Annotated in this window: 21 protein-coding genes and 1 pseudogene; 9 read left to right on the forward strand and 13 right to left on the reverse strand. The window is 49.1% G+C overall.

Features of this window, described 5'->3' with window-relative positions:
- Positions 1-92: 92 nt before the first annotated feature.
- Positions 93-2,003 carry a beta-N-acetylhexosaminidase gene (locus QMO62_RS27445; RefSeq protein WP_284645680.1) on the reverse strand — a complete coding sequence of 637 codons (1,911 nt, stop codon included), beginning with the start codon at positions 2,001-2,003 and terminating at the stop codon, positions 93-95.
- A 147-nt stretch (positions 2,004-2,150) separates the two neighbouring features.
- On the opposite strand from QMO62_RS27445, the gene QMO62_RS27450 reads away from it, so the two are divergent.
- The 6 genes from QMO62_RS27450 (at position 2,151) to QMO62_RS27475 (ending at position 7,663) form a co-directional block, all read left to right on the forward strand.
- Entirely contained in the window at positions 2,151-3,275 is a 1,125-nt protein-coding gene (locus QMO62_RS27450; protein WP_284645681.1) for an amidohydrolase/deacetylase family metallohydrolase, read from the forward strand.
- Positions 3,229-4,332: a DgaE family pyridoxal phosphate-dependent ammonia lyase gene (locus QMO62_RS27455; protein ID WP_284645682.1), complete on the forward strand. Its 1,104-nt coding sequence runs from the start codon at positions 3,229-3,231 to the stop codon at positions 4,330-4,332. Before QMO62_RS27450 ends, QMO62_RS27455 begins: the two co-directional genes overlap by 47 nt.
- Position 4,333: 1 nt before the next feature.
- The gene (dagF, locus tag QMO62_RS27460) at positions 4,334-5,089 is read left to right on the forward strand and encodes a 2-dehydro-3-deoxy-phosphogluconate aldolase (RefSeq protein WP_284645683.1); all 756 of its coding nucleotides are present in this window, start codon (positions 4,334-4,336) and stop codon (positions 5,087-5,089) included.
- Complete coding sequence (locus tag QMO62_RS27465) at positions 5,082-6,098, forward strand: sugar kinase (protein ID WP_284645684.1); 1,017 nt, start codon at positions 5,082-5,084, stop codon at positions 6,096-6,098. Before dagF ends, QMO62_RS27465 begins: the two co-directional genes overlap by 8 nt.
- 11 nt (positions 6,099-6,109) lie before the next feature.
- Positions 6,110-6,823 carry a GntR family transcriptional regulator gene (locus tag QMO62_RS27470; RefSeq protein ID WP_284645685.1) on the forward strand — a complete coding sequence of 238 codons (714 nt, stop codon included), beginning with the start codon at positions 6,110-6,112 and terminating at the stop codon, positions 6,821-6,823.
- A 264-nt stretch (positions 6,824-7,087) separates the two neighbouring features.
- Positions 7,088-7,663, forward strand: coding sequence for a dihydrofolate reductase family protein (locus QMO62_RS27475; protein WP_284645686.1), 576 nt, complete (start codon positions 7,088-7,090; stop codon positions 7,661-7,663).
- Between the two features lie 649 nt (positions 7,664-8,312).
- Here the strand turns inward: QMO62_RS27475 and QMO62_RS27480 are convergent.
- The 4 genes from QMO62_RS27480 to QMO62_RS27495 all read right to left on the reverse strand — a co-directional run bounded on the left by QMO62_RS27480 (position 8,313) and on the right by QMO62_RS27495 (position 13,575).
- Positions 8,313-11,015 (reverse strand): ABC transporter permease, encoded by a 2,703-nt coding sequence (locus QMO62_RS27480; RefSeq protein WP_284645687.1) that lies wholly within the window; start codon positions 11,013-11,015, stop codon positions 8,313-8,315.
- Positions 11,012-11,722, reverse strand: coding sequence for an ABC transporter ATP-binding protein (locus QMO62_RS27485; protein ID WP_284645688.1), 711 nt, complete (start codon positions 11,720-11,722; stop codon positions 11,012-11,014). Before QMO62_RS27485 ends, QMO62_RS27480 begins: the two co-directional genes overlap by 4 nt.
- Positions 11,723-11,833: 111 nt before the next feature.
- Positions 11,834-12,847: a sensor histidine kinase gene (locus tag QMO62_RS27490; protein ID WP_284645689.1), complete on the reverse strand. Its 1,014-nt coding sequence runs from the start codon at positions 12,845-12,847 to the stop codon at positions 11,834-11,836.
- Positions 12,844-13,575: a response regulator gene (locus tag QMO62_RS27495; protein WP_284645690.1), complete on the reverse strand. Its 732-nt coding sequence runs from the start codon at positions 13,573-13,575 to the stop codon at positions 12,844-12,846. The genes QMO62_RS27490 and QMO62_RS27495 overlap by 4 nt, the downstream gene beginning before the upstream one ends.
- 203 nt (positions 13,576-13,778) lie before the next feature.
- Here QMO62_RS27495 and QMO62_RS27500 point away from each other — a divergent pair, with 203 nt between their 5' ends.
- From QMO62_RS27500 to QMO62_RS27510, 3 genes are read left to right on the forward strand one after another with little or no spacing between them, the layout of a single operon-like run.
- Positions 13,779-14,522 carry a superoxide dismutase family protein gene (locus QMO62_RS27500; RefSeq protein ID WP_284645691.1) on the forward strand — a complete coding sequence of 248 codons (744 nt, stop codon included), beginning with the start codon at positions 13,779-13,781 and terminating at the stop codon, positions 14,520-14,522.
- Positions 14,523-14,548: 26 nt separating this feature from the next.
- Positions 14,549-16,102 carry a copper amine oxidase N-terminal domain-containing protein gene (locus QMO62_RS27505; protein ID WP_284645692.1) on the forward strand — a complete coding sequence of 518 codons (1,554 nt, stop codon included), beginning with the start codon at positions 14,549-14,551 and terminating at the stop codon, positions 16,100-16,102.
- Between the two features lie 48 nt (positions 16,103-16,150).
- Positions 16,151-17,266 (forward strand): stalk domain-containing protein, encoded by a 1,116-nt coding sequence (locus QMO62_RS27510; RefSeq protein ID WP_284645693.1) that lies wholly within the window; start codon positions 16,151-16,153, stop codon positions 17,264-17,266.
- Between the two features lie 457 nt (positions 17,267-17,723).
- Here the strand turns inward: QMO62_RS27510 and QMO62_RS27515 are convergent, their stop codons facing one another.
- From QMO62_RS27515 to QMO62_RS27550, 8 genes and pseudogenes are all read right to left on the reverse strand, one after another.
- Positions 17,724-17,870, reverse strand: coding sequence for a hypothetical protein (locus tag QMO62_RS27515; RefSeq protein WP_284645694.1), 147 nt, complete (start codon positions 17,868-17,870; stop codon positions 17,724-17,726).
- A gap of 220 nt (positions 17,871-18,090) precedes the next feature.
- Positions 18,091-18,999 carry an RNA polymerase sigma factor SigJ gene (gene sigJ / locus QMO62_RS27520; protein ID WP_284645695.1) on the reverse strand — a complete coding sequence of 303 codons (909 nt, stop codon included), beginning with the start codon at positions 18,997-18,999 and terminating at the stop codon, positions 18,091-18,093.
- Positions 19,000-19,044: 45 nt separating this feature from the next.
- Positions 19,045-20,241 (reverse strand): NAD(P)/FAD-dependent oxidoreductase, encoded by a 1,197-nt coding sequence (locus QMO62_RS27525; RefSeq protein ID WP_284645696.1) that lies wholly within the window; start codon positions 20,239-20,241, stop codon positions 19,045-19,047.
- A 201-nt stretch (positions 20,242-20,442) separates the two neighbouring features.
- Positions 20,443-20,850: pseudogene (locus tag QMO62_RS27530) on the reverse strand (GrpB family protein).
- Positions 20,851-20,942: 92 nt separating this feature from the next.
- On the reverse strand, positions 20,943-21,467 hold the full coding sequence (locus QMO62_RS27535) for a nucleoside-triphosphatase (RefSeq protein WP_284645697.1): 525 nt from the start codon (positions 21,465-21,467) through the stop codon (positions 20,943-20,945).
- Between the two features lie 309 nt (positions 21,468-21,776).
- A complete protein-coding gene (locus QMO62_RS27540) occupies positions 21,777-22,883 on the reverse strand; it encodes an SGNH/GDSL hydrolase family protein (RefSeq protein WP_284645698.1) in 1,107 nt (368 codons plus the stop codon).
- A gap of 49 nt (positions 22,884-22,932) precedes the next feature.
- Positions 22,933-23,943: a Gfo/Idh/MocA family protein gene (locus tag QMO62_RS27545; protein ID WP_284645699.1), complete on the reverse strand. Its 1,011-nt coding sequence runs from the start codon at positions 23,941-23,943 to the stop codon at positions 22,933-22,935.
- The gene (locus tag QMO62_RS27550; protein ID WP_284645700.1) at positions 23,930-24,958 is read right to left on the reverse strand and encodes a Gfo/Idh/MocA family protein; all 1,029 of its coding nucleotides are present in this window, start codon (positions 24,956-24,958) and stop codon (positions 23,930-23,932) included. The genes QMO62_RS27545 and QMO62_RS27550 overlap by 14 nt, the downstream gene beginning before the upstream one ends.

The raw sequence follows: 24,958 nt of genomic DNA on the forward strand, positions 1-24,958 counted from the left end.
CTGATCAGACAAAGGCTGTTCGTTTTACAATTGGTGAATCTTTACGATTTGATAGTAAAAGGGAGCCCGTTTCTCAACGAGCCCCCCAATATTTAGAATGGGTTCATGACATGAAAGAAGACGTTCGGCGATGCCATCCGGTAATAATAACTGCACCAGCCGGTACCCTTGTGGTTGAACCGGTTGACGGAGCTGTATACTAACCGTTGCTGCTCCAGTTCTTCGATTCTATCGATGCGGCCCTCGACATAATCGAGCAGTCTGACTGCCGCCGTATCCAACCGGCTCACTAACCCGCCATAGCGGATGTCGAGCACCTCCCAACCGAACGGCTTGAACATCCGGAGCCACTGGCTGCGATGGGCTTCACGCAGTTCCCGGACGGCGGCCGTAATTGCGGGCAGCTCATCCGTCGCCGCACGCCGTAATGCTTCGGTGTCCCGTGCATCGTAAGCTCGCTTCAATTCGATGCCGACCTCGCTTTTCCGCTTCAGGACGCCACACAGCTTCTGTGGAACCTCAAACACGTAATCCAGCTCTGCGTCCTTGTCACGACGGCTTAAGATGTCTTGCTCCAGCTTAGCATAGTGGCGTGACATCTCCAAGCCCTCGATCTGTTTGTCGAAGAGCCCTAACAACACGTCCTGATATAATAGAAACTTGGATGGATTGCTTTGCTTCCGGTTGTCCGGCTCCGAGCCTGGCGTTTCGTCCAAATACTTGAGCAGTAAGTAAGCATCTGCATCGATGCCGGTGCAAAACTTGACCCGTTCGGCAAGATACCCCGGTTCCGGCTGATCCTCCAAGTAAGCATGCTCCGCGTAAAGCTGCAAGCCAAGGAGTGCAGCAAACGGATTGCCCTCCATTCCGTCATCGCCCCACATGGTCGCGTACACCTCGCGGATGCCTTCCCGTTTGCATATCTGCAGTGCGGTATCCGAGGCCTTCAGCGATAAGCCATAATTGACGCCAAACGTATTGAAGATCCAGACCGCGCCGGCAAACACCAAATTACAGCCGAGAGGGCGGTGCTTCGCAATCAGCTTCTCGTAATCCTCCTGCTCCGTATGGACGTAATCCCAATACACCATGTCTACATCCTTGGGGATGCTCCGCGCCATGTCCTCCGGTATGTTCGTGGCTTCATCGTAATATTCACTGCCGTTCCCGGAGGCAAGCTTCAAGAACATATCACTCCACATCATCGGCTTCAAACCGCGGCGACGGGCGCTTTCCAGCACTTGTTCCAGATGTCCCGTCATGATCTCGAATCGGTTCTTATACCCGTTCCGGTCCAAATATTTGCCCCGGCCCAGCTCTTCCGCTTCGTCCATGCCGATATGGATCTTGCGGCTGCGGAACGGTGCGCTGGCTGCTTCGATCATTCGGTCGACAAGCTGGTCAGTCAAGCTTTCGCCTACAAGCAGCGCGCCTTTCGTATCCCGGTAGTGCGAAACCGGCTCCCACTTTAGGAATTCCTCCAAATGCGCTAACGTCTGGATGCTCGGGAATGCCTCAATGCCGAATTGGTCAGCGTAATCGTCAATTTCTTTCAGCTCTTCCTTCGAATATCGGCCCCGCATATAACCGAAATAGGGCTCCCCGTCGATCTCGTAAGTGTCCTCCATGTACAGCATAACAGTATTTAGCCCCATCAGAGCCATCTTATTCAGCATCTTTTTCAAGCTGTCTACGGTCAACACGCCGTTGCGCGACAGATCGAACATCGGTCCGATCGTATCGAACTGCTGCTGCTCCCGGATCCGAAACGGTTGACCCTTGGAGCCGTACTGCAGAAGCAGACCGAGCCCGCGGAAAAATTGATGCTTTCGCCCATACCGGATACAGGCTGATCCTCGTTCAAGAGCGACCTCCAGTTCTCCATCTGAAAGCTCTATCCGAACTGGTAGACCGTCCTCCGCTTCGGTAAACCTCAATTCTTGAGACAATGCTTGAATTCCGGGCCGTAGAGCGGCCAAATCCCCATCCCAACGAAGCTTCATCTACATATCCTCCTGAAAAATCATTCGATTTCGCAACAAACATTATAACGTTATATTGTTTTTTTCAGTTTCTATGCTAAACTAAGACATAAGTGAATGCAATAGGTTTTAAAATTTTCATTATCGTTTCAGAAGGAGGTGAAATGTATGCACGATCGGTTCGTCTTACGGAATTTGAAGCTCGTGAATGGGGAAGAGATAGATATCGTCATTTCCGACGGGAAAATTGCTAAACTGGCACAGGCGGGATGCGGAGAGGGAAAAGTTGTTATCGATTGTTCCGGGCAATACGTATCGAGCGGGTGGATTGACCTGCATGTTCACGCCTTCCCGGAGCTCGAGCCTTACGGTGACGATATCGACGAAATCGGGATCAAGCAAGGAGTTACTACGATCGTGGATGCAGGAAGCTGCGGAGCGGACAGAATTGCAGAATTGGCGGCCAGCAGAGCGCGCGCCCGTACCCACATGCTTGCGTTTTTGAACATTTCACGCATCGGGCTGGAACGTATTGACGAATTATCCAATCTTGCATGGATCGATGAAGCCAAGGCGCTGCAAGCAGTTCAAGAACATAGCGAGTTCATCGTAGGATTAAAGGCGCGTATCAGTAAAAGTGTGGTCTGCGGCAATGGTCTGGAGCCATTACGCAGGGCGCGGGCGCTGTCGAAGATCACTTCGCTGCCGTTAATGGTACACATCGGCTCCGGACCGCCCGGTATTGAGGAGATCCTTCCTGTGCTGGAGACTAAGGACATCATTACCCATTATCTCAATGGAAAAGCGAACAATCTTTTCGATGACGAAGGTAAGCCGCTGCAAGTGCTGTTGGATGCGATAGGGCGCGGCGTTCACCTGGATGTCGGCCACGGCACAGCAAGCTTCTCCTTTAGGGTTGCCGAAGCGGCCAAACGCCATCAGATCCGGCTAGGTACGATCAGCACCGACATTTATCGCGGGAATCGGTTAAAGGGTCCGGTGTATAGTATGGCATACGTTCTCTCCAAATTTCTTTACCTCGGTTATTCGCTCGAGGAGGTAATCGCAGCAGTCACAACCTATGCGGCCGAGTGGTTAGGGAAGCCCGAGCTGGGCTGTATTCAAGAGGGAGGCGCCGCAAACTTGACCCTATTTAAAGTTTGTCATGAGACAACGGTGCTGCGGGATTCCGAAGGGGAGCAGCGAATATCGGATAGGAGAATAGAGGCCAAAGGAGTTGTTGTTCATGGTGAGTTCATTGAATGCCAAATACGGACTGAAACGAGTCATTAATGCAAGCGGACGGATGAGCATATTAGGCGTATCCGCACCTACGGATACTGTGATGAATGCAATGAAGCAAGGCGGACAACATTATGTGGAGATCGCCGATTTGGTCGAAAAATCCGGAGATTATATCGCACGGATTCTCGGATCGGAGGCAGCGGTCGTCGTGAACTCGGCGTCCAGCGGCATTGCGCTGTCCGTTGCCGCTATTGTGACCCAAGGCCATAAGCGCCGCAGCGAGCGTCTGCATCAGGATCCCATCGCCAAGAATGAGATCATTATCCTGAAAGGGCATAATGTGCAATATGGCGCGCCTGTGGAAACCATGGTCTACTTAGGAGGCGGAAAGCTCGTCGAGGCGGGATACGCCAATGAGGGGAAAGCCGAGCACATTGAAGAGGCGATTGGGGAAAACACGGCTGCCATACTTTTTGTCAAATCGCATCACGCCGTACAGAAAAATATGATTTCCGTAGAGGAAGCTTGGGAGATCGCGCAGCGTAACCGCATTCCGCTAATTGTTGATGCCGCGGCGGAGGAGGATCTTCAGAAGTATGTTGCCTGCTCGGACCTCGCAATCTACAGCGGCTCGAAGGCCATTGAAGGCCCGACCTCAGGCATTGTCGGTGGCAAGCGGATTTACATCGATTGGCTTAAGGTTCAGCTGCACGGAATCGGGCGAAGCATGAAGGTTGGGAAAGAAACTACGTTCGGACTTCTTCAAGCCCTGGACGAATATATGACCAAAGAAGACCGCAGCGAGGAAGAGAAGGCAGCGCTGAACACCTTAATGCCGTTGGCGGACCTGGATGGAGTTCAGGTTACCGTTGTCCAGGACGAGGCGGGCCGCGCCATATTTCGTGCCCGGATTCAGATTGACCCGGTGAAAGCAGGTACGACCGCCAAGCAGGTTGTGACGGAGCTTCGGGACGGTGAGATCGCGATCTATACGCGTGATTACGGCGTGAGACAAGGCTATTTCGATATCGATCCGCGTCCGCTTCAAGGGGACGATATGCAGGTCATTGCAGCCAGAATTCGTGAAATCGTAGGAGGGAAGTAGGATGGCAAGCTTAGCGAAGCGATTGTACAAAAATAGGGCTGCCTTAAACGTTCTGGCAAACAGCGTAGACAATGCCAAGGAGGTATTCGAGGCTGCGGAGGGTTACGTGCTGGTCGGCGTGCTGTCGAAGGATTACCCGACAGTAGAAGCTGCCGTAGCCGCCATGAAGGAATACGGCCAAGCGATCGACGAAGCGGTTTCGATCGGGCTTGGCGCCGGCGATAATCGTCAGGCAGCTGTCGTCGCAGAAATCGCGAAATATTACCCGGGCAGCCATTTCAATCAGGTCTTTCCTGCCGTTGGGGCAACGCGTGCAAACCTGGGTGGGCATGACAGCTGGATTAACAGCCTGGTGTCTCCGACCGGCCGCCCCGGTTATGTCAATATTTCGACCGGCCCGGTCAGCGCCGCGTTGAACGAGCATGCAATTATACCTGTGAGAACAGCCATTGCTCTTGTACGCGATATGGGCGGCAATGCGCTTAAATATTTCCCGATGAATGGTTTGAGCCGCGAAGATGAGCTGCGCGCCGTCGCCGAGGCTTGCGGGGAGGCGGGCTTTGCACTTGAGCCGACGGGCGGTATTGACAAGGACAACTTCGAAGCCATCCTGCGTATTGCGCTGGAGGCGAACGTACCGCAGGTCATTCCGCATGTCTATTCCTCCATTATTGATAAGGCCTCCGGCAAGACGATGGCGGAGGATGTCCGCTACCTGCTGGATAAGATGAAGAGATTGGTTGATCATTATGGCTAAAAAAATCGCAGCCTTCGGAGAGGTCATGATGCGTCTGCAGGTGCCGGGCTTTGAGCTTCTGTCGCAAGCGAGCCAGCTAAGCTATTCTTTTTCCGGTACGGGCGTGAACGTAGCCTCGGCGCTTGCACGCTTTGGGCATACGGGCTACCTAGTGTCCACCTTGCCGGCCAATCCCCTCGGTGACGCCGCAGCGGCATATCTTCGCAAGTTAGGAATCGCTACTACATTTATGCACCAGGGCGGCAAATCGATTGGGATGTACTTTTTGGAAAACGGGTTCGGTACTCGACCAAGCAGAGTTACGTATACGAACCGGTTGGAAAGCAGCTTTAATACTGCACCGGAAGACACGTACGATTTTACTTCCATTGCCGGGCAGCTGGATGTCGTCCATTTTTGCGGAATTACGCTTGCCATGAACGATACGGTCCGCGCTCAAATGAAACGCTTCGCACAAGCGGTCAAAGCCCGCGGTGGAACCGTTGTCTTCGACTGCAATTACCGGCCTTCGCTTTGGGGAGAGAACGGATATGCGAAGGCGAAGCCTCATTACGAAGAAATGCTGCATATGGCTGATATCGTCATGATGAACGAGAAAGATGCGATGTTGATTCTCGGTATGGATACAAACAAGGAATCCCGCAGAGAGCAGCTCATTCATTTGATTCCCGCCGTCGCGGAGCAATTTCAAATTGCTGTCATTGCCGGCACGCACCGTTCCATTAATGGCGACAACACGCATTCTTTGCAAGGATTTCTGTATAAACGTCAAAGCTTTGCCTTTTCAAACAAGCTCACCTTTCCTGTCTATGATAGAATAGGGGCAGGAGATGCCTATACGAGCGGAATTATTCATGGGGAGCTCAGTCAGTATTCTCAGGAGAAAGCCGTCAACTTCGCAGCGGCGGCCGGCATGCTCGCGCATACCATTGCCGGCGATACGCCGATGTCGTCCGAGAGTGATATTCTTCGAGCCATCACAGAAACCGTAGGCGATGTAGAAAGGTAGCGGATGCAGCAGTGAGTTTATCTCGAAAAAGCAAACCTTTGTATTTGCAGATCAAAAATATTATTAAAGACCGGATATTGCACGGGGTGTATCCGATTGAGAGCAACATTCCTTCCGAGCCCCAGTTAGAACAGGAGTTTGCCGTAAGCAAAATTACCATTCGCAATGCCGTTAGCGAGCTTGTACAAGAAGGCTACTTGGAGAAGAGCAGCGGCAAAGGTACGAAAGTCATCCGAAATACGTCGACCTCCAAGCTTTCTACCTGGAAACGTTTCACGGAACTTTTGGTCGAAGAAGGACATAAAATTCAAAAACAATTACTGCGAACGGAAGCGGTAAGCCATGAAGAGGGGACGCTGCTGCACCGATTATTCGGAGAACGCAGCCTTCGCATCGAGCGGCTATATTTGCTAAACGGCGCGCCTTATATTCATTACACACATTATTTGACCTTGCGCAAGGGTGATATGGAGCTGTCCGATCTGGAATCGCAATCGTTATACGGTTTGCTTGAGGAAAAGGACGTTCCCTTAGCAAAGTTTCGGGATCAATTCACCGTTGCTTTGGCTCCTTCCTATGTGGAGCATGCCTTGCTTGTGGATAGTTCTACGCCGTTTTTAAAACGCACGCGGTATTCCTATGATGATACAGGGGAGCTTATCGAATTCAGCGAAGGATATTATAATACGGAAATGCAGCAATACATCGTGGATTATGATGTTTAAGTATGATGATCTGTTGATGAGGACACACTGTTGCTTGCAGACCCCTAAGGGGTGGAAAAACTTGTGGGGTTCGGGCACTTGACCCGAATCCTTTTTTATGTGGAAAAATGTTCCTTTGCACAAAAATGAACAGAGTGAAACAACAGCAAGCCATTCTGCTGCAGCATAGATAGCAATCCATAAGAAACAATCCAAGTTGAATTATGCTAATATGTAGTTATTGTATAATGTAGATATCCCTCACGAACAAAGGAGAAACTGAGAATGAGAAAACTTGTTCTATTTCTGCACGCGTCGCTTGACGGTTTTGTAGAAGGGCCGAACGGTGCAATGGACATTGGCTGGGTTTCCTACGATGCTGATTTGGAGAAACACGCGAAAGAAATTCTGAGTACTGCCGACACTGTCATTTGGGGACGTGAGACTTATCAGATGATGCATAGTTACTGGCCATCTATACCTTCGAACCCATCAGCTTCGCAGCATGAACGAAATCATGCAGAGTGGATCGAAAACATAGCCAAAATCGTTTTTTCCACGACGTTAGAGAAAGTCGAATGGAACAATTCCAGACTTGTGAAAGAAAATGTCGAGGAAGAGATCAAGAATCTCAAACAGCAGCCAGGCAAGGATATGGTCATCCTCGGCAGTCCTAGGCTTGCACACTATCTTATGCAGCTTGATTTAATAGATGAGTATAAAATTACCGTTTCTCCCGTCCTGATCGGCAGCGGGTTGCCGTTATTCCAAGGTCTCAAGGAGACGATCAAACTTAAACTTATCGAAAACAAGACATTTGATTCTGGGGCCATAGGCCTCGTTTACCAGACGGTTAAATGACACCATGACTCCTAAAGTCTAACGGGGTGACGGTAAGTAAAGGCTGCCACGAATATGGCGGCCTCGTTTGATTAGTAAGCCATTCGGATTAGAAAATATAGACCTGAAGAAGATCAATACTTTGCTCACATGGGCCGAGAACAGTATCCAGAATACGATCTGGATAGGAAATTCCGCTTTTCGTGTCTTGTAGTTGCCATTGTTTACTACAGCCAAGATCTCTTCAGCCAATCTCCTTAAGAATAGGTGTACCACAATATTTTTTGTGGGCCAAATAGCGCGCAGCCATGGATCACTATCATGTACATGTATTTCGATGGTTACATCTCTATCATTCAGTGCATCGAGGTTAGCTAAATCGAGCGTTTCATCCACAAAGACATCATGGCCGTTCTCTTTCTATCTATCTCCAAGCAAAAAATCCATCCTATTTTTCCCAGTTGGAGAAAAAAGGATGCTAAAACTCATATTATTGTTTAATTTAACTTTAAAAATAGTTTAAAATTCCGTAATAAAATATACCGTAAAGGCCACTCCAGAGGAATGGCCGATTTTATCCTAAATAGATATTCTATCAGTTCATGGGAAATTTAAAAGGCTCGGTCATGTCGATCCACTTCCATGTACTGAATGATCGTTTTTCCTGGATTCAACTGCTCGTGCGCGTCGCTTCCATCGGAGAGACAAGCAGCGCCTTGCGAGCAGGTAGAAAGGAGAGAGCCAGGGTAAATGCGAGAGCAGTGCTAAAGTATGCCAGAATCCGCAAGATAGGCAGCGAATAGGCGATACCTTCGATGCTGAACAACGTGTTGAAGGTTACATAGCTTACGGAAGTTCCTACCAAGAACCCAGTGGCTAAACCAAGACTTCCAATAAAGAAACCCTCCAGCAGCAAACTAAGGAGCACTGTTTCCGGTCTGATGCCGATGGTATACAGGATGCCGATAAAACGACTTCGCTGGTGAACCAGGCGGTACAAGACCACGATGAGACCGATCATACCAATGCCGAGAGCAGCGATAGTAAAGATGCGCACCACGTTTCCAATGAATATCATGGTTTGGTAATAGCTATTCTCAGACTCGACAACATCCTTTACGGGAGATATATTCTGTAGAGCAAGCAGCTGACTTATCTTCTCAATGGCATCCTTGTCCGCCTGTGACCCCAGCTTAATAAAGACGGTGCTGTGGATATCCCGTTCGCTTTTGGCTAACTGCATCAGCACATGTGTATTGAGCCAGATCCCATAGGATTGCGATTGATACCCGCTTTCGCCGGCTATAGCGATAATTGTTTTGGAGACCGTGCGATCCCCGACAGTAATCGGAAATGATTCGCCAATGCGGTATGCCTTTCCACCGGTGTAATTCTGTAGGTTGTTCGCGAGAATAACCGCTTCGTCACTGGTGGCCAGCCCGCGCCAGGCCTCTCGGTCGCTTGCATACCGGCTATCCCTTGCCAGTAAGGGGATGTCGTTCGATTCTGCAAAGCTCCCGTCGATGCCATTGACTTTGATTTCAAACGAGCTTTCCGGACCCTGAACTTGTTTCCAGAACAATTGCTGCACAGCGGATAGTTGAAAAGGCTTGATCTGTTCGTACACTTTCGATGTCTTCATATGCCGGAGCACAGACTCCGTATACAGGGGCCTCCAGACTCGTGCGGCTAACTCGTGCCCGCCGGTGAGTTTTATTGGATTTGAATCGTTCATGTATATCTGAATCGAATGACTATAAAGAATTGAAAAGCTGAGAAAGCAGGAGACCACGGCGAACATGAACAAGAGCAAGCCGGTTCGGAGGGGTGCCGTATTCATATTGCGCAGTGCAAGCCGCATCATAAGCGTGAGACCTGACTGATTGCGACATACAAGGAGGATGCCTTTTCCGAGAATCGGCAGCAACTGCACAATGACCCACACTAGAACCGGGAGTGAGAGAAAGAGCATCGCGATAATGAGAGGCAGACGGTTGTCGGTAATCCAATCACTCCGGATATCCGGTACGGCGATCAAGGCTGAACACCCTAGCAGGTAAAGAGAGGATGTAATTAACACCCAGGTTTTCAAGATTCCATGCCTTTGTTCCGGTTGCTGCAAGAGCTGAACAGGACGCATGGCTTCGACAACAGACAGATTAGCTATTTTCCCGGCGATGAGTTTAACGCAAATGAATACAATAAGCATGCAAACGGACAATCCGGAGAAAGCAACACTGATATCTAAATGCAGATGGGCGTTTACACCCAAAAACAGAAGATCGTTGAAAGAAGCAGTTATTTGAACCAACAAAAAGTAGGCCAGCACCAAGCCCAGTAGTACACCGGGCGCGCCGGAGAAAATGCCGAGTAGCAGCCCTTCGATCATCATCAGCCTGCCCACGTCAGACTTGCTTAAGCCGACAGTGCGGAGTATGCCCCATTCATTCCTGCGTTCCTCGGCAATCAGCCGGAATATATTCGTAATCAGGACGATTCCGATCAGGATTGCATTTAAGCTTACGATGCCAATAAAAATGGTGAGGAACAAGATGACGTCTTGGCGGTCCTTCACAAAATTGTCGCGTACAGGCACAGCTTCCCATTTCGCAGGAGGCGGTTCAGCGAGCAGGAGATTGGTGTATAACGTGCCTTGGACACCTTCTAAGGCGCGGGCGGTATCCAAATTTACTAGGGCAGTACCCTTGCCATGATATATACCGGGATAGCCCGTTAATCCTTGCTCCGGAACTACGGCCGTAACCGTCAGCTTGATCTCACTATTAGAGTTGTCTATGACGTATACGGTGTCTCCCGCCTTTGCCCCCAAGCGTTCAGCAGCATGGAAAGATAAAAGTAGGTCATTCCGCTGCAGCCCGCTGCCAAGCACAGCGCTTAGGGTAGGCTCGAAACGAACGGCTTCCGCTTCATCTACGCCAATAGTATTTACGTAAGGGGAAAGCCTATCGATCGCACCCATGCTGCTCTTCGTCATATAGGTAGCAGGCAGGGACATGATAGGGAGGGAGACGTCTGTGGTATGTTGACGGATTTCTCGAATCGTCTCGAGATCGAAATAGGAATCATCGGTTACAGCTTGATTACGGGAAGGGATATCGTAGGCAATGCTGCTGTACAACCTTATCAATTCGGATTTCGTCCCGTCGGTTAAGACCGAGTTTGTAATGAGTGTCATCGAGATGAAGGAGGTGCTGATTGCTAGCCCGATTACCGTCAGCAGCATAGAGCGTCTCTGCTTCTGCATGCTTCGCCAGGCCATTCGGCGCAAATGCGGATAACGCAAAAGAAGCCAAATGAGATATAAGGTCAAACCGGCTCCAATTGCAAGTATGACAGTTACAACCTTCGTCATAAATTCCTCCCGCGGTTCGCCCGATTCTGAATAATATGACCGCTGTCCATGTAGATGGTCCTATGGGCGTAACGGGCCACGTCTGGATTATGCGTGACAATAATGAACGTGATCCCTTCCGTTCGATTCAAATGTGCAATCAGATCCATGACCATGAAAGTTGTTTTCGAATCGAGGGCCCCAGTCGGTTCATCCGCCCAGACGATCAACGGTTGGTTGACGATGGCTCGGGCAATGGCTACCCGCTGTTGTTGCCCGCCTGACATCTCAGCCGGACTGTGGCTGGACCGGTCGCGAAGTCCTACCCTGGATAATGCTTCAAGCGATTTTTCACGGGCTAGCTTGGGCTTCATTCCCATGCTTAATAAAGGTAGCTCGACATTCTCTGCAGCCGTCAGTACAGGGATTAGATTGTACGCTTGAAATATAAAACCCATATGCCTCGCCCTATAAGTGTCACGGTTTCTGCTGTTCATAGCGTTCTGATCGACACCGTCGATCAAAATGCTGCCCTGATTCATAGTATCCAATCCCGATACGCAATTGAGCAGGGTCGTTTTTCCGCAGCCAGAAGGTCCCATAATGGCGATCGTTTCTCCTTTTGAAACTTCAAAGGAGATTCCTTTCAATGCTTCCACCTTATAGTCGCTGTAAGGGTAGGTTTTCCATAACTCCTTAACCTGCAGAAGGGGCTGCGAGTCGTTCATCCCATTCACTCCAATCTAAGGCCATGCAGCTTTTCGGTTTAGTGTATCCCAGAAATATCAATTTTTTAGTGAAAACATGTTGAGAAAATACGTAGTTCTTACGATTTGGGATTATGGATTGGGAGGGAATACAGGCAGTGTGACGGTGAAGGACGTCCCTACACCCGGCTCACTTTCGACATGTATCGTCCCGCCATGCACTTCGATAAATTCTTTGGCGATCGCAAGTCCAATACCGGTTCCGCCTGACATCCGGTTTCGCGAGTTCTCAACGCGATAGAAGCGCTTGAAGATGTAAGGCAAGCTTTCGGGCGGGATGCCTGGCCCATTGTCCGATACAGTCACAATGACTTGTCCATGCTGGTAACTATAATGAACATCAATCCGTCCGCCTTCCGGTGTATAGCGGACAGCATTCCCGATCAGGTTGATGAATACTTGTTTGATCCGCGATGCATCCATATATAGTTCACCGTCACCTCCTCCATCAAGGTGCAGTGTGATCGATTTCGCCTCCGCTGCAATCTCCAGGATCGATACAATTTCTTCGAGCGTAGATCTAAAAAGGGACCAAGTTCGGTCAAGTGCCAGCTTGCCTGCCTCAGCCAGGTTCAAATCCTGCATGTCTTGGATAAGCCGGGACATCCGTTTCGTTTCATCAAGCAGGGGAATGAGGTGCGCCCGATCAAATTCCTCAGCTCCTTCCAAGATCGTCTCCAGATGCCCACGTAATATAGCGAGGGGAGTGCGCAACTCATGAGCAATATCTGCTACGAGTTGATTACGGATGCTTTCACCTTCGGTCAGCTGCTCTTTGAGCAGGTTGACGGTATAGGTTAACATAGCGATTTCATCCTGCGAACGTTCCAGCCCGCTCGGCAACCCGGGATGTTGCCGGACTGCGTTCTTTGTTTGTCCTGCCAGAATCTCGAGTCTTAAGCATAAGGTAATGGCGAGCAAATAGGATACCCCCGCGATCGCACTTACACCAAGCAGTAGGACTGTAATCGTTGTCTCTATGCCGTCGTTTCCTACTGTAAGCCGGGTCATCCTTTGATTCGATAATAGGAAAATAACTATGCCAAACGCCCAGAAGGTAAAGAAAAGCTTCAAGCGCATTTTCATGTGGGGTTACCGAACTTATAGCCAATCCCATGTACGGTTACGATTAACTTCGGATTGGAGAAATCGTTCTCAATTTTCTTGCGCAGATTGCGAATGTGCGTGTCGATGGAGCGTTCGTAGCCGGCATATTCATCGCCTAATGCCATTTCCAGCAAGTCCATCCGACTGTATACCCGGCCCGGGTGCTTTGCCAGGGTACAAAGCAGCTTGAATTCCGTAGGAGTCAAAGAAATCGCCTGATGGTCGATATACGCAGCATGTTTCGGAATATCGATAGACAGCGAGCCTCTCTTCAGCATCCTCGGCTCCTCCTCGGCATCCTTCGACGGCAGCGCCTGCGGCTGCCTTCTGCGGAGCACGACTCTGATCCGGACTTCCAGCTCTCTTAAAGAGAATGGCTTCGTAATGTAATCGTCCGCCCCGAATTCCAGCCCCAGCACCTTGTCGATCTCGTCTGTTTTTGCGGTAAGGAAAAAGACGGGAACATCGGAACATTTGCGCAGATGCTTGCACACATCCAAACCGTTCATCCCTGGCATCATCCAATCTAGCAGCACCAGGTCGAATCCTGGCGAGAAGGGTTCCTCGAACATCCGAAGCACCTCAGAACCGCTGTGGGCTACCGTAACGGAATAGCCTTCATTCCTTAAGTAAGTTGCAATGAAGGCTGTCATTTGCTCCTCGTCATCCACGACCAATATGCGGATCGGACCTCCCAACTGCTGCATGGTATACCTTCTTTCTCAATGATTCTTACTTTGTATTCCCATTATATCCGCAAAAGTTGAGGTTGGGGAGTAGTTTTCTATTGATGAACTCGCTGCACACAGGATCTTCGTATTTTGTTGATATTCTCTTGATATAAAATTCAGATCCGTCCTGTAACATGTATTCCTGTCGAACAATTTTAATGGGTGGAGGAAGCCAGCATATGGAAATGAAACGATTAAGTTTAAAGCATTGGGCTGGAGTATTTTTGTTCGGTTCCTTATGTTTTTCAAGCGTTTCATTGGCGCAGTCGGAAAACATCTCTGTAGGATTCGATAAACTGCGATTTGTCGTCGCGGGAGAAGACCACACCACGCAGGACGGTATGTACAACAATAATGGTCAGAAGGTACCGGAATCTATCGTGTACGAAGGAACGACCTACGTGCCTGTTCGCAAAGTAGTTGAGATGCTGAATATGCCTGTGCAATGGGATGGTACAACGAAAACGGTATGGATTGGGGCTGTAACGGTTGACATGAGGGACGCAGAGGGAAGCGTGATCGGCCATGCTGCACTATCGCAGGGCGAGAATGGAGTGAACATTGAAGTCAAAGCATCCGGGCTGGCCCCAGGTAAGCATGGGTTTCATCTGCATCAGAATCCCATCGCAGGCAATGATTTTGCAACGGCGGGAGGGCATTTCAATCCATTAAGCAAAAAGCACGGACTTCACAGCCCGGATGGTCATCATTTGGGGGATCTGCAAAATTTGGAGGTCGCCGCGAATGGTACGGTGAATGCTCATTATCTTCTTGAAGGCGTTACGTTGGAGAAAGGGAAAGACAACTCGGTGTGGGGGAAATCCTTGATCATCCATGCGAAGGAGGATGATGGGGTCACGGATCCATCCGGAAACTCGGGGGATCGGATTGCCGGCGCAAGTATTGGGGAAGTCGCGAAATGAACAGCGGAAGAAAGAGAGGAATAAACATGAAAACGAATAGGTTACGTTTATGGTTGGCCGTGTTTTTGATCACGGTTTGTGTTCTACCTGCTGGTGCAGCTTCAGCATCAAGCGAGATTCAAAAGTCTGTAGCCGTGAAAGTCAACGGCAGTAAGTTGGATGTGGAGGCTCATTTAATTGATGGAAGAACAATGGTGCCCCTTCGAGCTATTTTTGAGCAACTGAGCGCTACGTTAGAATGGGAGCCCGTCACGCGTTCCATAACCGCAACAAAAGGTTCAACCGTCGTTCATTTACAAATCGATAATGTTGAAGCTAAGATTAATGATCGTGCGTCGACCTTGGATGTGCCTCCTTTATTAGTCCATGGGAGCACTTATGTGCCATTAAGATTTGTATCGGAGGCTCTTGGTGCTGACGTTGACTTCGATTCAACAACCAATACGGCTATCGTTTCAACAGATAGCAGTTGCAACCTTCCCGGAGGACAGGTACACAGCGGCACAATTAAGTCTGGCGGGGAAACATGGGGAGTGTGCGGAAGTCCCCACTTTGTAAAGGATGATATCTACGTTGAAGGTAAGGATAGCCCTAATCTTGTTATTGAAGCGGGTGCGGTCGTGCGATTTGAAAAAGGAACGAGTATCTTTGTTGGTCTTAACGCTCCTGGAGGACTGGTTATAGAAGGAACGGAGAAAAATCCAGCCATCTTAACAGCAGATACGGCGGGGGCACAACCTGGCTTTTGGAAAGGCATTCACTTCTATGAACAGACGGTAAAAGGCCGCGCTTCCATCGACTTTGCCCAGATCGAGTACGCTGGTGGAGAGAATGGTGCCGTTACCGTTACGGCAGGAACCTCGCCCGTTGAGTTAACCGTGCGTGATACGCAATTCAAGCAGAATGCCTACGCAGGCATTCAGTTAACAGAAAATACCCGTTTATCTTCACAGAGTAAAAATCTTACGATAACAGGCACCAAAACATCCCCTAACGGTGGCGGAGCACCCATCATAACGGCTGCATATGGAACGCATCAATTGCCTGATGGTAATTACAAGGGAAATGACCTCGATGTTGTATTGATTGCAGCTTCCATGTCGTCGACAACGATTAACACCAATACGACTTGGAATAAACTTAGTATTCCGTATCAAGCCAAAATTACCGTCTATGTGGATGGTCCATCCAGTCCTGTCTTAACGATTGCACCTGGAACGGTAACCATTTGGGAAAAACTCAGCGGCTTAACGGTGGGCAGCTACGATAAAGGTGGATTAATCGCTAAAGGCACCAAGGATCAACCGATTACCTTTACCTCCCAGCTAGAACGTCCTGGAAGCTGGGATGGCATTGGAGCAGGACCCTATGTCGGCAAGGATTTCAAGCTTGATTATGTCGTCATTAAGGATGCGGTAAACGGGATCACGTTACCGGAAGATTTAGGGCCCTTCCTGACGAATTCTACAATTGAAAATAGTAAAGAATACGGCATCTACATCAAGAGCTCCAATGTGGCGACCGATTATCTAGCAGGGAATACGTTCCGCAACAACGCGCAAGACATCTACAAACAATAAGCCTGCAAGATGAACGATGACTAGCTGGAGAAAAGGAGGCAAATGAGCTTGAAAAAGATACTGGCTTTACTAAGCGTGGCCTTGATTTCCGGAGTTATCAGCGTGCAGGCATGGGCAAATAGCCATGACAAAGAAATCGGCATTGAGATCGATGGAAGCAAGCTTACTGCCGTCGGCCTTTTGGTAGATGGTAGAACGATGGTGCCGATGCGGGCCATTTTTGAAAAACTGCAGTCCGAGGTCATATGGGATCAGGAGAAGCAATCCGTTACGGCCACGAAAGGCGACACCACCGTTAAGCTTATCATTGGGGATGTCTCAGCTCGCGTGAATAACAAGACGAATACGCTTGATGTTCCTCCGATGCTTGTGGAAGGAACAACGTATGTTCCGCTTCGTTTTGTATCGGAGTCACTTGGTGCTAAAGTCGATTATGATGCAAATCGCAGTATCGCACTTGTTCATACAGCTGGCAGTGATGCTACTTCAGACTCCCATACGCGGCCCAACGAACTTTCCGTAGAGCCATTTGTTGTGAAAGGCCGCGTAACGGACCGACAGGGCAAGCCCCTCGAAGGTGTTGAAATTATTGCAGATAACCAATTAGCCCGAGATAGCTATCAAGAGGCATTCACAGATACAGACGGGTACTATCAGATCGATTTGCCCGAAATCAATACGACATGGAATATGATCAGTTACTTTGAGCGTAAATTCGAAGGAAAGGTTCAGAAATTTAATTTGACATCCGTTACAGATCGCCCCTTTGGAGGAAATAAAGGCGCTATTCGGGATTTCGTCTGGGATGATATTAATGGGATGGTCATTATCCAATATAACTATCCGGATAAAGAACAATGGTCCGAGTTTTCCCTCGATCAGGTTGAATTAACGCTTACGCCAGTTTCCCGTTTAATTGACGGCACCGAAGGGAAAGTGATTAAGGAGGTCACAACCTTCTCCCCGGATGGACCAGGTCTTCAATCAGTGCCGATTGCCAAGTACGAGATAAGCGCCAGATGGGTGCCGGCCGGAATGGATCCCGTACCAATGCTAGTCTCGAAATTTGAGACGAACCAATATGTGCAATCTATTGTCACTTCTGACTTCAGTGCAGTCGTTGGTACAACGAAGCGGGTAGCGATTAAAGTTTCATTTCCTTAAACTAAATACCTTCACACACCTTGGAATTGATTCCGTAATTTTGCAAATGTTGAAACGAAAAAGGCAGCCGGTCAGAACCGGTTGCCTTTTCTCTTTGTACGCCCAGCGGGGGCTGGCGAGCGCCTACCGTTAGCCAAGGGCAAGGGTGTCTACCGTGAGGTAGAATCTGAAGGAAAGCCGGAGGCAAATGCACGGGCCAAGGTTACACGAACCTAATTTGAGGCAGGGTTAGCCGGATGAGTTGCCACAGAGCCACCAAGGGCTAATCTTGTAGACTTGGGTGGTAAACTCGTACATGTCATTATTGGACAAACCATGGGTCGTAATTATTGTCAAGTTGAGCGGACAAAGGTTCATAATAATCAATATTATAGGCGCTTGTTTACATAATGCATATTATAGGACTCTATTTAGACTTGGCAAAAATATCTTTTTAACGGAACTTTCCCCACCCATTTTAGGAACTATTCTTTTCATCCAATCCCATACGACGTTCTAAAAGATCTTTAAGTTCACCCATGGTTACAGGTTGAGCGTGTTTTTTTAGCTCGTAACCCAGCTCACCATTAGCCTCGATAAATATAGTAGCCAGCAGTCTTGTCAAAAAGCTCAAGGGACGATTTTGTTTCTCTTTAGGTACAAATATTTTGATACTATCGTCTTCGCTAAAATGTGAAAAAGCATGGAATCCTTCCTCAATAAATTTACCTTAATATTCCATATGGGAATTAAATTATCCTCCCATAGATGAACAAAGGCAGCCGATCTAGTGGGCCGGCTGCCTTTGTGTTTTTTTGAGCTATAATACCCCGGGTACCCATCCCTTAAGGTGTAAATTTTTGCGGTTTTTCATAATCCGGCATTTCGGAATAAACTCGAACAAGCTTATCCGGGTTTCGAACGGCATACATTCTGGAAATCATTCCGCTTCGGAGTTGTATGAATAAAGCGGCCACTATTTCGTCCCCCGAACGGATTACGATAGCGGTCTCACCGTTCAAAGGGGCAAACTCGAAATGAAAGTCTCCCTGAAAATAGGACCTTAAGCTGTGCATCCCGTCGAGCAGTACTCGGGCCACGTGCTCACGCGTTTGCACCGGATGCCTGAACGCTTTAGCTTTCCCGCCACCGTCGGCGACGAACTTGACATCCTCGGTCAACAGTGACATCACTAGATCGACGTTTCCCTGCTCGAGGGAGGTAAGGAAACGGCTCACCCATTCCAATTCAACTGCTTCAGCTGTAACCGTCTCGTCCTCGGATATGCCCATTTTGTTTCTCGCCCGGCTCAACAGCTTGCGACAGTTGGCCTCTTGCTTGCCAAGCAGTTCCGCGATTTCGAAATAGTCGAAGCCCAGCGCCTCACGCAGGACGAAAACCGTCCGCTCTGCCGGCGTCAGCCGTTCGAGCAGTACGAGCATGGCGTATGACAGCAGATCGCGGCGGACGACCGTCGTCTCTAGCGGATCCGTCTCCGACATTCGAACCGGTTCTGGCAGCCACGGGCCGACGTACAATTCCCTCTTTTTCCGCGCCGACTTCTGCAGATTGAGGCAGTGATTGGTTATCATTTTGCATAAATACGCCTTCGGTTCCTCCAAACGTTCGGGTTGTACGTGGCACGCCTTAACAAACACGTCCTGCACCGCATCTTCCGCGTCTGCAGCGGAGCCTGTCAGCTGATATGCCAGAGTGAACAGCAGCGTTTTATATTGACCGTAAAGTTTCTCCATTTGCCGTCTCACCTTTTCCGGCTGGTTGATATTGGTATCTAGTTACTATCGTAGCATACTCCCCTTATCCCATGCCAGTTTCCTAATTTTCCACCCCAGCTTTCCCGTTATGATCATATTAAGTCCCCACTTGCGTCCCCATACAAATCCACGGTTCTCCCCCAAGCCGATGCAGAAGAAATCCAATATCGAGCTGGCGGATTTGTGAACCGGTGCGGTGCGGCCCTCCAGATCGGCAATCACGATTTTCCCCAGTCTATCTGCCTGCAGCACGCCTTCTCCGGCCCTCATCAAATCCGCCTTGCCGTTTTCCGGATCGACGATTCTCGCACAGTCGCCGATGCTGTAAACACCCGTCGCCCCTTCGACGCGATAACATTCATCCACCATCACTTGACCATCTGGAGTAAGCGGCAATCCCATGCTTCGAAGGGCCGGATTCGGGACCAGACCAATTGTCCAGATACATAGGCCAACCGGCAGACGATCGCCATTGCTGAGCTTCACCGCCCCTGCTTCCGCCTGCATCACTTTACAGTTGTAAAGTACTTTTACACCACATTCGTAGAGAACCTGATCCAATTTTTTCCCGACTTTTTCAGGCCCCTCCAGAAACAATCGCCTCTGTCCGCTCAACAAATAGACCTTGATATCGGACGGGTTTAGTCCTAATGACGATGCTTCCTTCCGCATCTCAAGCGCCAGCTCGGCGGATGTCTCAACACCGCTGATACCCGCTCCCGCAACCGCGATCGACATCAGTCGCTTTCGTTCCCCAGGGTCCATCTCACCGGCAGCTTTTCGCAGGTTGGCGTGCCAGCGCTCTCGGATGTCAGCCGCTGCTTGTGGGTCGGTCAAGGCGATGCCGCCCCGATTGGATTCCGGTTGCCGCACGATACTGCCGACCGCCACGACCAAAATGTCATACTGCATGCGGGCATGATTACCTTGCGCATCCTCATATCGAATCTGTTTTCCCCCGCTGTCCACGGACGTAACCTTACCTTGCACGAATTCGACGCCTTCTGAGAATGAATAATGCGTCCAGGGAATCATAATCTCTTCCTGGCCCACGGCAGGCCGGAACAACAGCATTTTGCGTATATGACCAGGCTGCTTGTCGATCAGAACAAACCGAATCCGCCGCCCGTTCGCCATGTCCCGAGTCTCTTCCTTTATTGCTTTGAGTGAATGAAGCCCTACATGGCCGCCTCCGATGATGACGCATGTTAAGTCGTTCATTTTTCCTCAGCTCCTTTACGTTTTGCACATATAACAACGTAAGGCGCTGATTTGTGACATCGGAAACGAACGAAAAAATGATTTAGGCCTGGAATTACGTTATCCTGCTGGAAAATTCAACAAAGACAGCCGATCGTACTGACCGACTGCCTCTGTGATATAGTAAGATATCATTCACCGATGGCGTAACGAATTAAGTATTTATTGCTGATTCCATTTGGCCTTTTGAATCACATCAGTAATGAAAGGATTCTTGGCATTAGTATAAGCAACCCTATCATTACGGTATTTTTCCGCGAGTTCTTTTTTCAATTGATTGTATTGCTTTAGGACATCGGGATGGGTTCTTAAATAATCCCTGAATAAAATATTGTTTTCCCACTCTTCGCTTCCATAATTGTATATGTGCAGATGATGCGTCCCTGCTCTCCATTGACCTTATCTAAAGAATCTTCTGTTAGGGAATTCTTTGTGATGCACATGTTCATAGCCTATTTTTGCTAAAGGTTCAATAAATTCTTCGACTTCTTTTAAATCACTAACTCCGACCTGCTGATATTCGAAAAGCCACTTTTCGTTGTATTCTTCAATAACCACTGGTTTTTCCATAGATTCCTCCAGGTACTTATCTTGTTTATAGAGAACATTACTTGATTCATCATTTCAGGGAGCAGTTATCGCGGCTTTCTGTCCTGTGAATATCACGTTGAAGTACCCGTTAACTTAACAATATCATTTGCTAATACTTCTGTTATAGATTCACGATTTTCTTCATTAAGATAATAAAGATTTATCCCGGATTTTTCTTTTATCTTGTTAATCACTGGATGGCTATCTAAACAAATTGTCGCTAAAATAAAATGTTGGGAACTTGACATAATGTCAAGGATCATTTCTTGAAAAGGATCGGATAACATTTGCATGAAACCAATTTCATCGATAACTGTAATCTTCTTTGTTTTTAACGATTGCCTTACTGCCTTTAAGGCGATATTTTCAAAAGCATCTATGTCAACCCCATACCTCCCTACTCTTAACGAGCTTGAACTATCAACACTTGCAATAAGAACACTCTCACCACTAAGCGATACGCAATTAAATCCAGTTCGGTCCGTCATGTTACGTATTTCTTCTGTGTAAAATCCACCAAAATATTCAGAACCAATTCGGTGAATAACTCGTTTAATTGCTGTTGATTTCCCCGCTCGAGGTTTTCCGGTTAGCAAAAAACATGTGTTCAATCCTACCACCCTTTCGTTATTACATAATCGGTATTAACAAAAATGAAGCACTTAACTAATATCCTTGAACATTTAGGTTAATGAGTCTTGGTTCAGGAGTTTTCTGTGTCTTCTTCATATTTCATAATTACAATTGATCCTTTAGGATTCCCATATTGTACCATAGTAAATTGAATTTTACTGCCCGGCAGCTTCTTCACATTAATTCTAATATATTTCTTGAAGACTACTTCCAGTTAACAAGAAAAAGGCAGCTGGAATGACCGGCTCCCTTTTCTTCATGTTATTGAGCTATCACCTGATTGCAAGTACATTGCGAAGGATCGGCTCCAAACCGTTCGCCATCATCATAAAGCCGAGATCCGTCGGATGCACGCCGTCCACAGTTGCTTCCGCGGGCTCCGGACCTAGCCATCCCGATCCATCCACGAAAAACAACAAGGTATCTCCCGCTTCTCGAAGCCGCTGCACTAGATCTGACTGAAATTGCTTGCGTTCCAATCGGCTCTGCAGCAGCTCCGGTTTATGCGCCTCTGTGCCATACGCAATACGGGAAACTACCATGATCGGGACGGAAGAATGAGCCTCCCGATAGATTCTAATAAACTCAGGCAGCGTGCGGCAATAAAGCTCCGTGTTACAATTGCCTTCGTAATCGAGAACCAAACAAGCAGGATCCCCAATTTGCGCAGCAAGCTGAGCAAGCTCCGGTTCCCCCTTGCCGTTACCCGAGAATCCCAGATTAATGAACTCTCGGTTGATTCTTCTGCTAAGGATATTAGTGTAGGACATGCCCGGGCGCGAGGCGCAGCCTCCTTGAGTAATCGAGGTGCCATAGAGGATGATACGCTCCTTAGATTCGTATGGAGCAGGCGCTGTGACGATCGCCCCGGGCTCAAGACCGATCCAAATGTCTTCGACTCCCTTGTACAAGGGCAGATTGAGAGTAAATTGTCGTACCTCGTTCGACAAGCCTGCGAAAAGCTCACTCTCATAAGCAAACTGATCCGATGAGAAACGGGACGTTCCGGTATAGACCATACTCCCGGGTATGCCAATGTACGCATCCACACCTCCCTCTCCTGTAGGAGGCATATGATACATATCCGGAATGCCGGAAAGCCGGATTCGCACGGACACCTTCCTCGAGTCGGTTTGGAAGCGGATTTGTCCGCCGGAGGTGCAGTTTGCGAGATCATCCACTGCCGACCGCACCATAACCTCGGGCCTCAATGGAAGCCGGCGATAAACACGATCGGTATGCAGCCAAGCGAATCCGGCAACGTGAAAGGCCCCTTCGAGAGGGGAATACCAGTGCATGCGATCCCCTGCATGTTCTTGAACCCTCATATTCTCATCCAAATGATAGATGCTCCCAGTTTGCTGTGTTGGCTCAGCCACGAGCGTTCACCTTCCTTACCATCGGTATCTTTATGTTCTTTTGCACGAACTACCCCTTGAATTCGTAGGCTTCGTTCAATGTAACGGGCTCTCCCCTGCGTACGGACTCGCATGCCGCTAACGCTACGAGTGTGGAGCGCATACCGTCGACCCCGGTTATGGGAACTTCTTCGTTCATGCGGATCGCTTGAACGAATGCCTCCACTAGGCAGCGGTTCATATCATCTCCCCAGTAGCTCCACTGAGCCTTGAGGCTTTCGTCGCTATACACTTCGTTGATTTGTGCGAAAGCATCGACAGAGAGCAGTCCTTTGGTACCGACAATCTCCAATGTAACATCTCCCCAAGAAGGAAACGCTTTCGGTCGCGACCAGCTGGTATCAATGGAGGCGAAAGCCCCGCTCGCGAATTTCACGTGAACAAAACCTGCGTCCTCTACAGGGATGTCATGAAACAGCGTTCCTGACACGGCGTAAACTTCCTTTACCGGGCTGTCCAGTATCCAGTGCAGCAGATCCATAACGTGAACGGAATGGTCAAGTAACGCCCCGCCGCCCGACAGCGCCGGGTCTACAAACCAACCGCCCGGCATCGTGCCGCGATTCGTCCCCTTGATCGCTACGATCTCTCCGATATCCCCGCGCTCGATCGCCTCTTTGGCTCGAATCACGGCCGGCAGAAACCGGCAAGGAAACGCCGTCATCAGCTGGACCCCATAACTTTGGCAGGTATCGAGCATTTCACGCATCTCACGAATGGAAAGACCAAGCGGCTTCTCACATAACACATGCTTTCCCGCCTTCGCAGCGGCGATCGTCATCTCTGCATGATGAATGTTCTCCGAGCAGATGATCACGGCATCACAATCACTTTGAAGCAGTTCACGGTAGTCTGCATAATACCGGATGTTTTCATCTTCCATCAAGTAACGCTCTACTCTGGAGCGATTCGCATCAGCAATAGCCGTTACTTCGACTCCCGACAATCGCTGCAACTGTGCAAAAAAGCCGCCCCCATGTCCGTGTGCGAAGCTGATCATCCCTACCTTAATGTTTGACATGCTGGCGTTCCTCTCCCTTCCCTTTGCTACGATATTCATTCGTTTTCACCGGACGGCCCGTTGCCGCTGATTCTATAGCCATAAGACCGATCTGCAGCGCGCTAAGTGCATCCGTTGTCGTTACCGTCGGCTCAAGTCCGGAACGGAGACATGCAATGAAATGCTCCAATTCAAGATAGTATGGGCTATGAACCGTAGGGCTTTTCGGAACGGCAACCGTCGGTCCTTCGGTACCGGCCTCTTTCTTCCTGCATACGCGTATCGATAAGGACTCCTCACTGTTAAAGCGAATGACACCTCCGCTCCCGGCCAGCTCGGCGCTCGTCGTGAACGGCCCGGGATAGCCCCAGTACCCTTCTAAGTGAGCCAGCTCCCCGCCTTCAAATTTCAAAGTAACCAATGCGTATTCCAGACCCTCGCCCTTACGATACATAGCATAAACCGAATCAACCTTGCCGAAGATGCTCTGGGCAAAGTCAATATCGTGAATCATCAAATCCAGGATGACTCCACCGCTGATGTCACTATGGTTGTACCAGTCTTTGGCTTGTCCCGGATGTCCGCCCATTCGTCTTGCATGAAGTACACCGGGACGGCCTACGGCCCCATGTTCAGCTTTGCGGCGAATGTCCGCGTAGTTCGGGAAAAACCGCACCACATGCCCTATAAACAATCGGACGCCTTGCTTCCGGCATTCCTCGATCATTTCCTCCGCATCCTCCGGGACCATCGCGATCGGCTTCTCACAAATGATATGCTTCCCCTGCCGAGCCGCCCGAAGGACATACTCTTTATGTAAATTCGTAGGCAAACAAATATCTACGATATCGGAATTTGCTTCTGCCAGCATTTGATCAAAATCATGATAAGCTTTCGTTTCATAAGCTTTCGAAAGCAAGAGAGCGGCATCCTCTTGAATGTCACAAAAGCCAACCAAATGGACACCCGGCATTCTGGCTAGCTCGGCCCCGTGTGTACGGCCCATCGTTCCACAGCCGACCACAGCAATCTTCAT

The organism is Paenibacillus silviterrae (genome assembly GCF_030167925.1).
Classification (GTDB): Bacteria; Bacillota; Bacilli; order Paenibacillales; family NBRC-103111; genus Paenibacillus_G; species Paenibacillus_G silviterrae.

What these genes read in the sequence shown, in the direction of transcription:
- QMO62_RS27445 (WP_284645680.1), bottom strand. Translation starts at nt 2,003, where the DNA reads ATGAAGCTTCGTTGGGATGGGGATTTGGCCGCTCTACGGCCCGGAATT.
- QMO62_RS27450 (WP_284645681.1), top strand. Translation starts at nt 2,151, where the DNA reads ATGCACGATCGGTTCGTCTTACGGAATTTGAAGCTCGTGAATGGGGAA.
- QMO62_RS27455 (WP_284645682.1), top strand. Translation starts at nt 3,229, where the DNA reads ATGGTGAGTTCATTGAATGCCAAATACGGACTGAAACGAGTCATTAAT.
- dagF (WP_284645683.1), top strand. Translation starts at nt 4,334, where the DNA reads ATGGCAAGCTTAGCGAAGCGATTGTACAAAAATAGGGCTGCCTTAAAC.
- QMO62_RS27465 (WP_284645684.1), top strand. Translation starts at nt 5,082, where the DNA reads ATGGCTAAAAAAATCGCAGCCTTCGGAGAGGTCATGATGCGTCTGCAG.
- QMO62_RS27475 (WP_284645686.1), top strand. Translation starts at nt 7,088, where the DNA reads ATGAGAAAACTTGTTCTATTTCTGCACGCGTCGCTTGACGGTTTTGTA.
- QMO62_RS27480 (WP_284645687.1), bottom strand. Translation starts at nt 11,015, where the DNA reads ATGACGAAGGTTGTAACTGTCATACTTGCAATTGGAGCCGGTTTGACC.
- QMO62_RS27485 (WP_284645688.1), bottom strand. Translation starts at nt 11,722, where the DNA reads ATGAACGACTCGCAGCCCCTTCTGCAGGTTAAGGAGTTATGGAAAACC.
- QMO62_RS27490 (WP_284645689.1), bottom strand. Translation starts at nt 12,847, where the DNA reads ATGAAAATGCGCTTGAAGCTTTTCTTTACCTTCTGGGCGTTTGGCATA.
- QMO62_RS27495 (WP_284645690.1), bottom strand. Translation starts at nt 13,575, where the DNA reads ATGCAGCAGTTGGGAGGTCCGATCCGCATATTGGTCGTGGATGACGAG.
- QMO62_RS27500 (WP_284645691.1), top strand. Translation starts at nt 13,779, where the DNA reads ATGGAAATGAAACGATTAAGTTTAAAGCATTGGGCTGGAGTATTTTTG.
- QMO62_RS27505 (WP_284645692.1), top strand. Translation starts at nt 14,549, where the DNA reads ATGAAAACGAATAGGTTACGTTTATGGTTGGCCGTGTTTTTGATCACG.
- sigJ (WP_284645695.1), bottom strand. Translation starts at nt 18,999, where the DNA reads ATGGAGAAACTTTACGGTCAATATAAAACGCTGCTGTTCACTCTGGCA.
- QMO62_RS27525 (WP_284645696.1), bottom strand. Translation starts at nt 20,241, where the DNA reads ATGAACGACTTAACATGCGTCATCATCGGAGGCGGCCATGTAGGGCTT.
- QMO62_RS27545 (WP_284645699.1), bottom strand. Translation starts at nt 23,943, where the DNA reads ATGTCAAACATTAAGGTAGGGATGATCAGCTTCGCACACGGACATGGG.
- QMO62_RS27550 (WP_284645700.1), bottom strand. Translation starts at nt 24,958, where the DNA reads ATGAAGATTGCTGTGGTCGGCTGTGGAACGATGGGCCGTACACACGGG.